The organism is Streptomyces sp. NPDC015127 (assembly GCF_043080095.1).
In the GTDB taxonomy this organism is placed as follows: domain Bacteria; phylum Actinomycetota; class Actinomycetes; order Streptomycetales; family Streptomycetaceae; genus Streptomyces.
Genome location: NZ_JBIBVE010000052.1, coordinates 1 through 13490, shown reverse-complemented (window position 1 = coordinate 13490; position 13490 = coordinate 1). Strand labels below are relative to the sequence as shown.

The window sequence follows — 13490 nt, the reverse complement described above, 5'->3', positions numbered from 1 at the left end:
GCCTTCTTCGAGGCGCTGAACGCCATCGGCGTCGACGTACGCCTGCTGGACTACCAGGAGCACACCATGAGCGAGGGCGCCTCCGCGCAGGCCGCGTCGTACATCGAGTGCGCCATCGACGGAAAGGTGCTGTGGGGCATCGGCATCGACGCCAACACCACCCGCGCCTCCCTGAAGGCCGTCATCTCCGCCGTCAACCGCGCAAACACAGAGCACATAAAGCTGTTCCAATTGCTCAACTAGGCCTTCCGAGCAGGGGCCAGTTCGGTCAGCTCCAGGGGCAAGGCGTGGGCCCGTCCAGGCTGTGCATCATCCAGATCCTCTTCCTTATCACCGCGCCCGAGACCATGCGTGCCTAATATGGCAGCTCAGGGAAACTGCCGCATGCTCAACTAGGCCCATCTCGATGGCCCGGCACTCTGGGTCGGCGAGGACCTGCTAGGGCAGCAAAGTGTTGACGTGGACCAGACGCGACCGGCAGTTGCACCATGGCGGCCGCCTTCGGGCGCACTGCTCATTGAAAGGTACGGCGGCGAGGCCGTGGGCTGCACGGCGGTGCATCTGCTGGAGCCAGCTACGGCCGAAGCGGCTGACACCGGGATGCGCAGCTGTGCCGACATCGCGGATCTTGACCTGTGGTCGATCCGGGGGCTGACGGATTTCTCAGATCCGCGGTGCACGACGAGAGCGGGCACGGGCTCGGAGCGGCTGGGCTCAGCATGACCGAGGCTGACGCCCTTCAGGGGTATCGGCCTCAGTTGTTGATTGTCAGATCATGGACCCCGGATGAATTGATGACACGTATGGATCTTCCTCCTTTTGTCGCAGTTCACGCTGCCACTGAGGGTCACCGAGCCTCGGCCTTCCGGAGAAGCACAGAACCGTTGAGTAGTGTGGTGATGTGCGGCTATCCCGTGCCGGGATCAGTAACGGTTGGCTGGGATGGCACTGTGGAGGCTGTCATGGATGTGCAGGGTCAGGTTTCGTTGTGGCCGCTGGTGGGCCGGGACAGCGAACTGAAGGCCTTTACCTCGGCGTGGGCGGAGCGAAGGTACCAGGGCGTGGTGATCTTTGGTCCGGCAGGGGTGGGCAAGTCCCGGCTGGCCCAGGAATGCCTGGCCCGTGCGGCCCGCGAGGGCTGGAAAGCGAGCCGGGCGTCTGCGTCGGTGACGGCTGCCGCGGTCCCTTTGGGTGCGATCGCGCACCTCATTCCGGCCGGGGTGGATCTGTCTGACCCCGTCAAGGGTTTTGCCGCCGTGGCCCGAACCCTGGCCGGTCCGCAGCGCCAGCGGTGGGCTCTGCTGGTCGACGACCTGCACCTGATCGATGCCGCCTCGACGGTGCTGCTGCGACAGCTGATGGATGCCGGGGTGGTGCGGTTGATCGGCACCGTGCGCACCAGGGAGCCGCTGAGCGAGGCGGTGCAGGCCCTGACCGGCGGGGATGCGGTACACCACATTGACCTGGCCGAGATGGACATGGAACGGGTGGAGCAGGTGCTGCGGGCAGCGCTGGGCGCGCCGGTGGGGCGGCGCACCCTGACCGAGCTGTATACCGGCTCCGGCGGCAACATGCTCTACCTGCGCGAACTCGTTCTTGGCGCCCTGGCAGCCAAGACCCTCAGCTGTGACGGTGAGATCTGGGAGCTGAGCGGCGACCGGCCCACCGGTACGCCGAAGCTGACCGAGCTGATCAGCACCCGGCTGACCGCCGCCGGCAAGGCTGCCCGGTGCCTGGCCGCCTCTGCCGCGCTCCAGGGCGACACTGCTGCTGCCGAAACAGCCCTTGCCGAAGGTGAAAACTTCCCTGTGATGGGCCTATTCGCCGAAGAAGAGTCCCTGGGCGAGGCATGGCTACATGCCAGTTCGGGCAGGCTGGCCCAGGCCCGCGCTGTTCTCACCAGCGCCGCCGAAACAGCACGGCAGAAAGGGTCTGGTCACCTCCGAGGGCATGCTCCTGACCGATATCGCCCGCCTCGGCGGTTCGCAGCATGTCTCCGACCGCCTCACCGAACTCGCACATATGTGTGACGGCAGCCTTGCCCCAGCCCGCGCTCGCCTGGCAGCCGCCCTGGCCGCCAAAGATCCCGATCAGCTCCTGGCCGCAGCCGAACAACTGCAAGAAACGGGCGCAGATCTGCTGGCTGCCGAAGCCGCCACCGCAGCAGCCGCCCACTGGCGCCAAACCGGACATTCACGCAACGCCACCGCCGCCGCCCACCAAGCCCAAACCTACGCCGTCCGCTGCCAAGGCGCCCACACCCCCCTGCTGGCCACCACCCAAGCCACCACATCCCTGACCACACGAGAACGAGAAATCGCCCTGCTCGCCGCAGCTGGGACCACAAGCAAAGAGATCGCCACACAACTCACCCTGTCGGTACGCACCGTCGACAACCACCTCCAACGCATCTACACCAAACTGGGAGTCACCACCCGCCGCCAGCTCACCGACGCCCTGGGCATGAGAAACTCGCCCTTCCGCAGACCCTGACTGATCACGCCGAGCAGCGTGTGCACCCCGGTCATCGCGGCGCGGCGGCCAGCGGAATCGGACCGGCCCCCTGGTTCTGCGCCATCAGCCGCAGCGGGATGCCGGCCCGCAGAACCTGCCAGCTGATGAACTCCAGCCGCGCACCGGATCCCAGCCCGGCCCCCCGGCTGCCTTGAGCTGCTCCTCCCCCACGCCGCACGGTGAGCCTCCTCATCCAGCTTCACCGAGGGTGGCCATCGGGCGTCGGGGAACGGGCCTTTCGCCGTCCGGAACCGCCGCTCTTGTGGCGGATTTGGGCTGGCGTGGCAGGCCCGAAGCGGAACGGGCTGACCGTCCACGTCGCAGAGCCGTTGGTGTGGGGAGCGGACTACAAGCCGGTGTTCGTCGACCGGCTCCGCCCCCTCATCCACCTTTCCGTCGGCCCATCCGGCACACCCCGGTGGACGCAGCCCGTTCATCCCCGGCAAGAGCCGTATCAACGCGATGAAAGCCCTCGTCCTCACCGATGAGCACGACGATTGCTGTTCTGCGGTGAGGTGCGGGCCGGGTCGCCGACATAACCCAAGCCCGCGACGTCGGCCTGGTCGACCTGCTCCCACCACGACGACGCCGCGTCGCCCCCACCGCTATCACGCACCAGCTCAGGGCCTCCGCCCGCCGAACGCGATGGATGAGACGCTCGAGCTCGCTGACGACGAGTGAGCGGCGTCGTCGGCAACAGAGGGTGATGTGCTCATGGTGTGGCCGGACGAGCCACGACATACTGAGCTGGGATCACCAAGGCAGTTCCGTCGGCGAGCAACTGCGTGGTGCGGTAGTCGATCGGGCCGGAAGTTACGATCTCAAAGCCTGCTTCCCGCAGTTGACACTCCAGGTCACCTTCCTTCAGCTCTGCCGGGGTGATGCCGTGCTTGAAGACCTGAGCGAGCTTGGACGGCGGCCCACCAAGCCGGTTCACGACCTCTTCGAGATAGGCATGTCCGGTGGGGCCAATCTCGAAAAGGAAGGCGTGCCCGCGCTGCCCGGTGATGTTTGCCAGTGATGCCATGGCGGCTGGCCAGTCCTTGGCCTGGAACTGGTGGATAACCGTGCGGTCGTAGACGTTGGCGTCTCCCACGGTGTCGTGGAGTGCAGCGGCGTCTGAGGGGTCGAGCAGGTCCACCTTGCGGTATTCGATGTTCAGACCGCTGTTGATCTCGTGTGCCTGATTGAGTGCTTGCTCTGAGACGTCGATCCCGATGACGTGGCGGAAGTGTTCGCCGAGGAACTTGGTCTGGGTGCCGTTGCCGCACCCGAAATCCACGACAGGAAGGTTCTTGTCGAAGTACTGGGCGAAAAGCAGCAGGTGCGCGTGGCTGGCCCACACCGGGTCGATGTCCCAAATGGCCTGGTTGGGCTGTTGGGGGAGATCGGCCCAGTAGCTGTCCCACATGTACTCGTACACACTCATAACAGTTTTCTCTTTCTTCCTTTAATCCCATACGGGCGATGCAGCCGTTTTATCGTTGCGGGGCTGAGGCAAGTCGTGAACTTGGCAGGGCGGACGGCTTGCCTCACGCCGCCTGTGGCCAGGGGGTTTCATCAGTTGTCGGGCCTGGCTGCTCTGGGGGCGCGGGGTTGGTCTTGTGCTGGGTACGGAGGGCGAGGAGTTCGCTGGGCGAGATGGGCATGCGCTGGATGGGGATGTCTTCGGCGTCTTCGATGGCGCTGGCGAGGACGGCGTAGACGGGGTTGATGCCGGATTCGCCGGCGCCTTTGACGGCGAGAGGGTTGAGCGGGGAGGGGGTTTCGATGCGGGTGATTTCGATGGTGGGGATCTCGGTGGCGTAGGGCATGAGGAAGTCACGGAACGAGGTGTTGAGGAGCTGTCCCTTGGTGTCGTAGTGGAGCCGTTCGAACAGGGCGCCAGCGATGCCTTGAGCGACGGCGCCGTGGAGTTGGCCTTCAACGATGAGGGGATTGATCTGTCGGCCGCAGTCGTGGACGACGCAGTAGCGCAGGATGCGGACTTCAGCCGTTGCGGGGTCGGTTTCGACGATGGCGGCGTGCATGGCGTGGGCGAAGGTGGAGCGCAGAGGTGAGTGGTGGCCAGTGCTTTGGAGGCCGGTCTGGTAGTCCGATGGGAGGGGCGGGGTAGTGAAGTCGGCGGGTGTGTCGTACTGGGCTGCGGCGCGTGCGGCCGGGTCGAACGGGTATCGGATGGGGTCGCATAGGGCTGCGACGGTGCCGAGGGGCAGGGTGGTCTGCGGGTCGTTTTTGGCGCGGATCTGGCCGTGTGCGAGTTCCAGGTCGGCGGGGTCGGTGTGCAGGGCCTCAGCGGCGGTCTGGAGGGCCTTGTCTTTGACTTTGCGGGCTGCGTCGGCGATGGCGTTGCCGGCCATGACGGCGGCTCGTGAGGCGAAGGTGCCCATCGAGTAGGGGAAGCGGCGGGTGTCGCCGGTGGTGACGTGCACGTGGTGGAGGGGCACGCCGAGTTCCTCGGCAGCGATCTGCGCGAAGGCGGTGTGGTGGCCTTGGCCTTGGCTGGTCAGTCCGGTGGCGACCATGACTGTGCCGGTGGTGTCGATCTGGACGTGAGCGCCCTCGTAGGGGCCGAAGCCGGTGGGCTCGACGCAGCAGGAAATCCCGATGCCGACGGTACGTCCTTCGGCGCGGGCGTGGGCGCGGTAGGTTGCGAAGTCGTCCCAGCGGATCATCTCTTTGATCCGCTGCAGGGAGGCGGGGTAGTCGCCGGAGTCGTAGATGAGCGGGCGGCCGTCGCCGAAGATGAGTCCCTGGTCGTAGGGCATGTCCTCGGGGCGGATGAGGTTGGCCTGGCGGATGTCGGTGCGGTCTTTGTGCAGGTGGCGGGCGATGGCGTCCATGGTGCGTTCCATCGCGTAGACGCCTTGGGGGCCACCGGCGCCGCGGTAGGGGGTGACCATGACCGTGTTGGTGTAGAGGCAGGTGAGCTCCACCCGGTAGGCGCCGGGCTTGTACGGGCCCAGGAGCTGGGTGGAGGTGATGAAGGGGACGACGATGCCGTAGGGGGTGTAGGACCCGGTGTCGTGCTGGATGTCCACGTCCAGGCCGAGGATGCGGCCGTCGTCGTTGAAGCCGACGCGGACGGTCTGCAGTTGCTGCCGCTCGTGCGCGGAGGAGGTGAAGTGCTCCAGACGGTCCTCCACCCATTTGATCTCGTTGCCGAGCCGGCGGGCCGCCCAGGGCAGGAGGACCTCCTCCGGCCACGGGTGGATGATCTTCACCCCGAAGGCGCCCCCGACGTCCGGGGTGACCACCTCGACCCGGGACGGTGGCAGCTCCAGAATCGTGGCGACCGCGGCGCGCACGCCGGCGGCGTTCTGCGTGGAGGTATACAGCCGCAGTCCCCCGTCGACCGGCTCCCAGCGGGCATAGACGCCGCGGCCCTCCATTGGCATACATGCGCTGCGCTCGATGTCCAGGTGCAGGGTGAGCGTGTGCGTGGCGGCAGCGATCTCGGCCGGTGCGTCGCCCACCTCCTGGACGACGTGGGCGGCGATGTTGCCCGGCACATCGGGATGGACCAGGTGGTCGGCGCGCCGGGCGCCCTCGATGCCGACGACGGCGGGAAGCACGTCGTAGTCCACCTGGATTTGTTGGCAGGCGTCCTCGGCAATGTACCGATCGCGAGCGACGACCATGACGACGGGCTCGCCGACGTGATGTACAAACTCCTTCGCCAACGCGTGCGTGGTGCGGGCATGGCTGAGTCCGAACGGGATCAGCACCGGCAGTGGCTCGGCCATCGGGCCGGTCAGGTCCTTGTGGGTGTATACGGCGAGGACCCCGTCGAGCCCGGTCGCGCCTGAGGCGTCGATGCCGGTGATCCGGGCATGGGCGTGGGGGCTGCGCACGAAGGCAGCGGCGCGCGCATCCGGGCCAAGGTCGTCGAGGTAGCGGCCGCCTCCGGTTAGCAGCCGGGGGTCCTCCACTCGCGGCAGCGGTGCACCGACGAGCCTGGTGCTGGTGCCGGTGTCTGTGGTCATGGGGTTGCCTCCTGTGCGCTCTCGTCCCGGAGGTGCTGGGCGGCCCGCAGAACGGCCTTGACGATGTTGCGGTAGCCGGTGCAGCGGCACAGGTTGCCGGCGATCGCCTGGGTCGTCTCCTGCTCGGTCGGGTTCGGGTTCTTTCGCAGGAACGCCTCGGCCACGGCCAGGAAGCCGGGGGTGCAGAAGCCGCATTGCAGGCCGTGGCATTCCTGGAAGGCCCGCTGCAGCGCGTGCAGGGTGCCGTCTGGGTGCGCCAGGCCTTCCACGGTGGTGATGGCGTGGCCCTCGGCGCTGACCGCGAACATCAGGCACGAGCGCATGGGCTTGCCGTCGATCTGCACCGTGCAGGTTCCGCAGTGGCCCTGCTCACAGCCGACATGGGTGCCGGTTAGGCGGAGGTCGTGGCGCAGGCAGTCCGACAGGAGCCGACGCGCTGGTACCCGAGCGGTGTGCACGGTGCCGTTGACGGCCAGTCGGACATCGATCAGAGGTTCGCTCATGGGGTGGGTTCCAGGGACCAATCGGTGGTGAGGGTGTCGGCCGCCCGGAGGGCGGCAGACCTCAGCGCCCGCGCTGTAAGCACGCCGACAAGGTGGCGGCGGTACTCGGCGCTGGCGTGGAGGTCGGGTCCGGGGCTGATGCGCTCTCGCGCCAGCAGTGCGGCGCTCTCCCAGTTGGCGGTCGCGGGGGTAGTGCTCACGAGTGGGTCGGTGAGGTCCAGCACGACCGGAGTCTCTGCCACCGCGACGTAGGCGCCGCGGGCCGCCGTGATCCGGGCATCCTCATCAAGAGTGACGGCCGCGGCCAGTGCGCAGGTCGCGGCATCCGTGCTGCGCCGGGATGCCTCCACGAAGGCGGTGCCGGTGCGGTCCGGAGGCCGGGGGAAGTAGGCGGACACCGCCAGCTCTCCGGGTTCGATGCAGGTCTTGAACGCCGAGACGATCAAGTCGCGGGCGGCTACTGTCCGCCAGTGGCCTGTGCGAGCGAGTTCCACGGTGCCCTCGAGCAGCGCCAGCACTGCGGTCATCTCGGCGCCGGGATCCGCATGGGCAAGACTTCCGACCACGGTGCCCCGGTTGCGCACCGCGGGGTGGGCGACCCACCGCAGGCCCTGCCGCAGCAGCGGCACCAGGGCATGCGCGGCCTTATGGGCCTCCACTTCGGTGTGGCGGACGGTGGCGCCCACCTGCACCCCGTCCCGCTCCACGCGCACGTCGGACAATCCGGCAACCCGGTTGATGTCCACCAGATGGGCCGGGGTGATACGCCGCTCATTCAGCAGCGGGATCAGGCTCTGTCCGCCGGCGAGCACCCGGCCCTCCACCCCGACCTGGCCGAGCACGTCCAACGCTTCTTGCAGTGTCAGCGGGCGGTGGTAGGTGAACGGCGGCGGCTTCACGACAGGACCGCCGCGTCGGGCGCTTCGTGGGTGTGCCGTGGGGTGCGGCGCAGCCCCAGGCGCGGGGCAGTGACCAGACTGAGGCCGTCCGAGGTGTGAGCGTCGGTCGGCATGCCCATCAGCGGGGTGAAGTCGGGCCGGTCCGGGCTGGCCTGTGTGGCTGCGCGTTGTGCCTGCTCGGCTTCGTCGAGGAGCTGGCGGGTCAGGATGCGGCTGTCAGTGTTGGCGGCCTCGCGCAGGTCGACCAGGCCGGTGAGGATCTCCCCGAAGGCCTCGTTGGACTGTGTGTAGCGAGTCTTCTCGCCGACGAGCCGCTGCGCCAGCCAGAAGTAATCCTCTTTGCCCCGGTAGCGGTCGTACATGCCGGAGACGAGTGCGAGCAGACGGGTATAGGCCCGCCGGTAGCTGTACTCGTAGAAGCCCAGCGCCTCGGTCTCGGTCGCCTGACCGTCGGCGACTGCTGTGATGCAGGCTGCTGACAGCAGCGCGCTGTAGAGGGCGAGGTGGACGCCGGTTCCCAGCAGCGGGTCCAGGAACGCGGCGGCATCCCCGATGAGGAAGTGCCCGGGCCCGCAGAACCGGTCGGCGACGTAGGAGTAGTCCTGCTCGACCCGCGCTGGCCCGAGGAACTCGGCACCTTCCACCAGGCCCCGCACCGTCCCCGACTCTCGCACGAAAGCCAGGTACATCTCCTCCACGGACGCATACTCCGGTCGCCGCTTTTGGAAGTGGTCCCTGTGCGTGACGAACCCGACACTGGTGCGATCACCGAGCGGAATGACCCAGTACCAGCCCGTCGGGGTCGAGATGCAGTTGAGACCGCCCTCGGGCGTCGCCGGCAGCGTGTCGCCGATCCGCCAGTACCCCCAGGTGGCAACATTCTTGAAAATCTCGTGCTGGCGGCGGTTGTGGTAGTGCTGCGCCGAGAGCAGCCCCGTCCGGCCCGAGGCATCGATGAGGTAGTCGAACCCGCTCGCGGTCGAGCCACCGCCCGCCTGCCCGCCGCGGATCCAGTCCACCGCCGCTGGCCGCTCATCGTCGAACCTCACGGCCCGCGCCGTCGCGTTTTCCACCACCTCCACGCCCTGCTCCCGGGCGTGTTCGAGCAGGAGCTGGTCGAACTGCGCCCGGTCGACCTGCCAGGTGTGGACCTCCGGGCCGAACTGTCGTTCCCAGTCCACGATCCAGTTGTCGAGGCCCCACTGGTATTCCGCGCCTCGCTTGATCTGAAAAGCGTGCGCCTCGACCTTCTGCTGGGCACCGGACAGGCCAAGCACAGTGCGGCACGACGGCGTCAGCGATTCACCGATGTGATAGCGGGGAAACGTGTGCCGTTCCAGCAGGCGAACCCGCATGCCGGCTTGGGCGAGCAGCGTGGCTGCGGTCGAGCCGGCCGGTCCGCCGCCCACAACCAGCACTGTCTTCTGAGTGGTCACAGCTGGTCACCTTTCTCATCAAGCTCCGCCGGTCCCGCCTGTGCGTGGGGCGGGGGACGTGTGTTTGCACGGACTCGTTGCTAGCTCTGGGCCGTTTCCGGTTCATGCGCGTATGCAGCGAACTGCAGGTCGAGGTCGGGCAGCAGGACCACACTTTCCTGCTCATTCGGGTCCGTCCGGGCAATCACTCCGATGAGCGGTTCCGTCTGGCTCCGGTTCGCCGGAAGATGCGGCACACTCGGCGGGATGTACACGAAGTCACCAGGGGTGAGCACCATGTGCTGCCCCAGGCCGTCGCCGTGCCACAGGTCCGCCTCACCGCTGACGATGTACACCGCCGACTCGTGATCGGCATGAAGGTGCGCGTGGGCGCGGCCGCCCGGTGGGATCATCACCACGTGCAGGCACAGGGCCTGCGCGGCAGCGGACTCCTGAGACACCCCGGCGAAGGTCGGCAGTCCCTGCTTTGTTTCCTGCGTCTGCCCGCTGCGCACGAGTACGCAGCTCTCGGGCCTTGTCTGGTGAGCGCCTTTCGCCATGGTGAGGCTCGTGTGGAACGCTCCGCGCCAGCGGTCAGGGTCGGCGTCGCCCACGACTGGCAGGTCGAGCAACGGCCCACGGGATAGGGAGAATTCGGTGATCTCGCTGCGGGCCAGGCCGGCGCGGAGATACGGCTCCACCGCCAGCGCCGCCTCGAGTTCGTTGCGTTGCACGTCCCGGGCGAGCATGACCGCACCTTCGCGCGGGACACGCCGGCCTGAGCCGATGAGCAGCCCGCTGGCGTACTGCTCGTCCAACCAGGCGAGGTGGTCAGGCCGCATTTTGGTGATTTCCTCGACCGGGGCCGTGTATGTCAAGATCACTACGAACATGGCTTACGTCCTATCGTGTGTCGACTGGCTGGGCAGGGCGGCCTCGGTGAGGTACCGGCCGGAGGGCGATCGCCGCCGCTCGCTGGCAGGTGACCCGCCCTCGGCGCTCGGGGAAGCGCCGCGTTGGCTCCAGGCGTACAGCGGCGACGCGGCCAGGGTGGTGACCACGGTCATCAGGGCGAGGACCGTGTAGAGCTGGCCGGTAATGATGTTGTGCTGCAGGCCGATGTTGAGCAGGATCAGCTCCATCAGACCGCGCGCGTTCATTAGCGCGCCGACCGAGGCGGCCTCCCGGCGGGTGAACCCGACCCTGCGCGCGGCGAGATAGCATGCCGCGCCCTTGCTGACGAACGCCACCGCCAGCACAGCCACAAAACCGAGCAGCACCTTGTTGTCCAGCAGCAAGTCGAGATGGGTGTTGAGGCCGGAGTAGACGAAGAACGCTGGCAGCAGCAGCGCGATGGTGACCGGCTCGATCCGGCTGCGCAGCTCCTCGGCAAATCCGTTGCGGGGCATGACCGCGCCGGCGACGAACGCGCCGAACACCGAGTAGACGCCAATGGAGTCGGTCGCCCACGAGCACAGCAGCACGAACACCAGCGTCGCCATCAGCGCCTCCGGACGCAGGCCGCGCCCCTTCGGCATTCCCCACCGGGCGAACCGGCGCAGCGCCGGCCGCACCAGCAGCACCATGACGCCCAGGTACACGACGCTGCCGCCGATCGCCAATGCCGCGATGCCCGCACTGTTCTGCGAGGCGGCGACCACCACCGCAAGGAGGATCCACGCCGCGACATCGTCGACCGCCGCACACGACAGGGCCAGTACCCCGACGCGCTTGTCCATCAGCCCGGTGTCGCGGATGATCCGCGCCAGCATCGGAAACGCCGTAATCGCCACCGCCGAGCCGACAAACAATGCGGCCTGCCACCCGCTCACCCCGTCCTGGAACCAGCCGCCATCGCGGGCCAGCAGGTAGCCAAGTGCCCCGCCCATCACCAGCGGCACCGTCACGCCGGTCGCCGAGGTCACGGCCGAATGCTTGATGTGCCGTGACAGGATCGGTACGTTCAGCCCCAGGCCCACGGTGAACATGTACAGCACCAGACCCAGCTGACCCACCACGTACAGGATCGCCAGCGACGGATGCCCCAGCACTGATGCGTCCCCGCCCGCTCCCACACGGACCGTCGTGGGAAACAACCACCGCTGAACATCGGGAAGCAACCAGCCGAGCAGCGATGCGCCGAGGGCGAACCCCGCCACCATGTCGGCGACCACCTGGGTCTGACCGAGTCTGCGCAGTAGTCTGCCCAGCAGCCTGCAGGCCGCCAGAATCACCGCCAACTGCAGGAAAAAATGCACCGACAAGTCGAAATTGGTAGGCATCCGCGTTCCTCCGAACGTCGGGTGTTGAAGGGATCAGACAACGGCTCAGCTGTCACTTTTCACGGCGACGGCCACTGAACGGCCCGGTCAAAGCGCCGCCGGAAATGCCCCAACTCGCGGTCGAGGAACTGCGACAGCAGCCGACCGCATTTCTCGACCGTGTACTCGTTTTCCAGGTCTTCGAGCAGATGCAGCTGCGAGATCTCGGTCGTCCCCCGGAACCCACGGATCACCGGATGCAGGAACGGCGCGAACTTCGCCCACGCCGGATCGGTATCACGCTCGATGTTGAACGGGTCCTCGGCCTCTGGCCCGTACTCCAGCGTCACGGAATACCACCGGCCTGCGGACAGCTCACTGTCGAACACGTAGTCAATCGGGATGTCACGGTAGTGCCTCACGCACCCGTCGTCCTCATCGACGGTGAAGACGTCGCCCAGGTACCCAGGCTGCAGGAACATCGCGCTGCTTGTGTTGATCCGGCTCAGCACAAGGTCAGTCAGCGCATGGGAGATGGAGACCTCTTGACTCGGCAACGGCCGCCCGCTCTCCTTACTGCCGAGCAGATCGGCCAGGAAACGGACGTTGTAGCGGAACCCGTGGATGAAGCCCGACATCGTCTTGCGGTAATCCCTGGCATGCATCAGCGTGCCAGCGAAGAACAGCCCTGGCACGTTCACCGACTCCCACGAGCTGGTCTGAGCCGGGTATCTGCCGTCGTGGCACAGTGCCGGCCGGCAGCTGGCCGCGAAGAGCGAATCGTCGAAACGGAATCCCGTGCAGGCGATCACCCGGTCGTAGGTCTTCTTGATGCGTTCACCGTTGGCGTGCGTGTAGAGGAAGCTCACCAGGTAACGGTCATCACAGCGCTCGATCCTGGTCACCTCGGCGTCAAGGATCGCGTTCTGCGACTTCAGATGATAGGTGTCGAGAAAGTTGTTGTTAACCGCCCGCAGATGGCCGACGTATCGGCTCTGCCAGGCAAACCGCACTGGGCTGGGGCTGGCCAGATGAATCGTCGCTGCTGAATCCGTGAGACTTTCCGCCACCTCGAACGCAGAATTTCCTTTGCCGATGACAAGGACCCGCTGATCGGTGAACGTCTCAGGGTCGGTCACGTAATCCGAATATTGCTCCGCATGCTCAATTCCGGGAATCGGTGGAATGCGAGCCTGTGACAGGCCCGTCGCAACAATGAGCCTGCGAGCCGCGTATTGGCTGCCACACTCAGTAAATACCTCGAACCGCCCGGTCTTCTCAACACGGCTAACCCGAACACCGTACCGAACCTTCAGTGAGAATTCTGCGGCGAAGTCCGCAAGATAGCGTGTCAACTCCTCAGCGGGCGGCAGGTAGCGCCGACTATAGCTGGTAAAACGCAACGACTCATCGCCACACAACAGCGAGTTCCAGTCGTAACGCAGCGCAACTTCCGCCTTTTTCCCACCCGTATTCGGCTTATTGATCGAAATCAGCTTCCCATGACGCGGAAAAGCCCGGAAAAACTCGCCCGCCGACTGACCGGCCTCAATAACCAGGTAGTTGACACCGGACTGCTCCAGATAATAAGCAAGCTGCAGCCCAGCTGGACCGGCCCCAATGACCAAATAGTCGACATCAGTCTGCATGAGATCCGCCATGGCAACCATCCGCCCATCCGTGGTCTGTCCCGTCGAATCGCCCGATCGCCACCCCTGCCTGCATAGCCGCAGTCCATAGGGGCAGCAAATGGCGCAACAACTTCTGTAACGCTGACAAATAGGGCAAAGTAAGACGTGAGTAATTACTACTCCCTAAGACAGTGTCCTACGTGGTGAGGCGGACGAGTCGCTTGTAGCAGCACAGGGCGGCGGCGAGGCCGAGGAAGGCCAGGTAGTTGCGGGGATTGCGT

General features: G+C 66.3%; 12 protein-coding genes. 3 read left to right on the top strand and 9 right to left on the bottom strand.

Translation table 11 applies throughout. The features are described 5' to 3' along the window. The 3 genes from ACF08N_RS37085 to ACF08N_RS37075 all read left to right on the top strand — a co-directional run. On the top strand, positions 1 to 243 hold a 243-nt coding region (locus ACF08N_RS37085), incomplete at its 5' end, for an alpha-isopropylmalate synthase regulatory domain-containing protein (protein WP_392329126.1). A gap of 719 nt (positions 244 to 962) precedes the next feature. Continuing rightward, positions 963 to 2030, top strand: a complete 1068-nt coding sequence (locus ACF08N_RS37080) for an AAA family ATPase (protein WP_392329125.1) — start codon at positions 963 to 965, stop codon at positions 2028 to 2030. Further along, positions 1951 to 2493 (top strand): response regulator transcription factor, encoded by a 543-nt coding sequence (locus tag ACF08N_RS37075; protein WP_392329124.1) that lies wholly within the window; start codon positions 1951 to 1953, stop codon positions 2491 to 2493. The genes ACF08N_RS37080 and ACF08N_RS37075 overlap by 80 nt, the downstream gene beginning before the upstream one ends. Positions 2494 to 2524: 31 nt before the next feature. Here ACF08N_RS37075 and ACF08N_RS37070 read toward each other — a convergent pair whose 3' ends face one another. From ACF08N_RS37070 to ACF08N_RS37030, 9 genes are all read right to left on the bottom strand, one after another. Continuing rightward, entirely contained in the window at positions 2525 to 2692 is a 168-nt protein-coding gene (locus ACF08N_RS37070) for a DUF6245 family protein (RefSeq protein ID WP_392329123.1), read from the bottom strand. Positions 2693 to 3226: 534 nt separating this feature from the next. Further along, positions 3227 to 3943, bottom strand: coding sequence for a class I SAM-dependent methyltransferase (locus ACF08N_RS37065; protein WP_392329122.1), 717 nt, complete (start codon positions 3941 to 3943; stop codon positions 3227 to 3229). A gap of 103 nt (positions 3944 to 4046) precedes the next feature. Then, entirely contained in the window at positions 4047 to 6500 is a 2454-nt protein-coding gene (gene cutA, locus ACF08N_RS37060) for an aerobic carbon-monoxide dehydrogenase large subunit (RefSeq protein ID WP_392329121.1), read from the bottom strand. Further along, entirely contained in the window at positions 6497 to 7003 is a 507-nt protein-coding gene (locus ACF08N_RS37055; RefSeq protein WP_392329120.1) for a (2Fe-2S)-binding protein, read from the bottom strand. Before ACF08N_RS37055 ends, cutA begins: the two co-directional genes overlap by 4 nt. Continuing rightward, on the bottom strand, positions 7000 to 7902 hold the full coding sequence (locus ACF08N_RS37050) for an FAD binding domain-containing protein (RefSeq protein ID WP_392329119.1): 903 nt from the start codon (positions 7900 to 7902) through the stop codon (positions 7000 to 7002). Before ACF08N_RS37050 ends, ACF08N_RS37055 begins: the two co-directional genes overlap by 4 nt. Then, complete coding sequence (locus ACF08N_RS37045) at positions 7899 to 9338, bottom strand: NAD(P)/FAD-dependent oxidoreductase (RefSeq protein WP_392329118.1); 1440 nt, start codon at positions 9336 to 9338, stop codon at positions 7899 to 7901. Before ACF08N_RS37045 ends, ACF08N_RS37050 begins: the two co-directional genes overlap by 4 nt. Positions 9339 to 9418: 80 nt before the next feature. Then, positions 9419 to 10210 carry a cupin domain-containing protein gene (locus ACF08N_RS37040; RefSeq protein WP_392329117.1) on the bottom strand — a complete coding sequence of 264 codons (792 nt, stop codon included), beginning with the start codon at positions 10208 to 10210 and terminating at the stop codon, positions 9419 to 9421. A 3-nt stretch (positions 10211 to 10213) separates the two neighbouring features. Continuing rightward, positions 10214 to 11599, bottom strand: coding sequence for a cation:proton antiporter (locus ACF08N_RS37035; protein WP_392329116.1), 1386 nt, complete (start codon positions 11597 to 11599; stop codon positions 10214 to 10216). Between the two features lie 59 nt (positions 11600 to 11658). Further along, complete coding sequence (locus tag ACF08N_RS37030) at positions 11659 to 13239, bottom strand: NAD(P)-binding domain-containing protein (RefSeq protein ID WP_392329115.1); 1581 nt, start codon at positions 13237 to 13239, stop codon at positions 11659 to 11661. Positions 13240 to 13490: the final 251 nt, after the last annotated feature.

Excerpts from the sequence above, each read along its gene's own strand:
- ACF08N_RS37080 (WP_392329125.1), top strand. The coding sequence starts at position 963 with ATGGATGTGCAGGGTCAGGTTTCGTTGTGGCCGCTGGTGGGCCGGGAC.
- ACF08N_RS37075 (WP_392329124.1), top strand. The coding sequence starts at position 1,951 with ATGCTCCTGACCGATATCGCCCGCCTCGGCGGTTCGCAGCATGTCTCC.
- ACF08N_RS37065 (WP_392329122.1), bottom strand. The coding sequence starts at position 3,943 with ATGAGTGTGTACGAGTACATGTGGGACAGCTACTGGGCCGATCTCCCC.
- cutA (WP_392329121.1), bottom strand. The coding sequence starts at position 6,500 with ATGACCACAGACACCGGCACCAGCACCAGGCTCGTCGGTGCACCGCTG.
- ACF08N_RS37055 (WP_392329120.1), bottom strand. The coding sequence starts at position 7,003 with ATGAGCGAACCTCTGATCGATGTCCGACTGGCCGTCAACGGCACCGTG.
- ACF08N_RS37040 (WP_392329117.1), bottom strand. The coding sequence starts at position 10,210 with ATGTTCGTAGTGATCTTGACATACACGGCCCCGGTCGAGGAAATCACC.
- ACF08N_RS37035 (WP_392329116.1), bottom strand. The coding sequence starts at position 11,599 with ATGCCTACCAATTTCGACTTGTCGGTGCATTTTTTCCTGCAGTTGGCG.
- ACF08N_RS37030 (WP_392329115.1), bottom strand. The coding sequence starts at position 13,239 with ATGGCGGATCTCATGCAGACTGATGTCGACTATTTGGTCATTGGGGCC.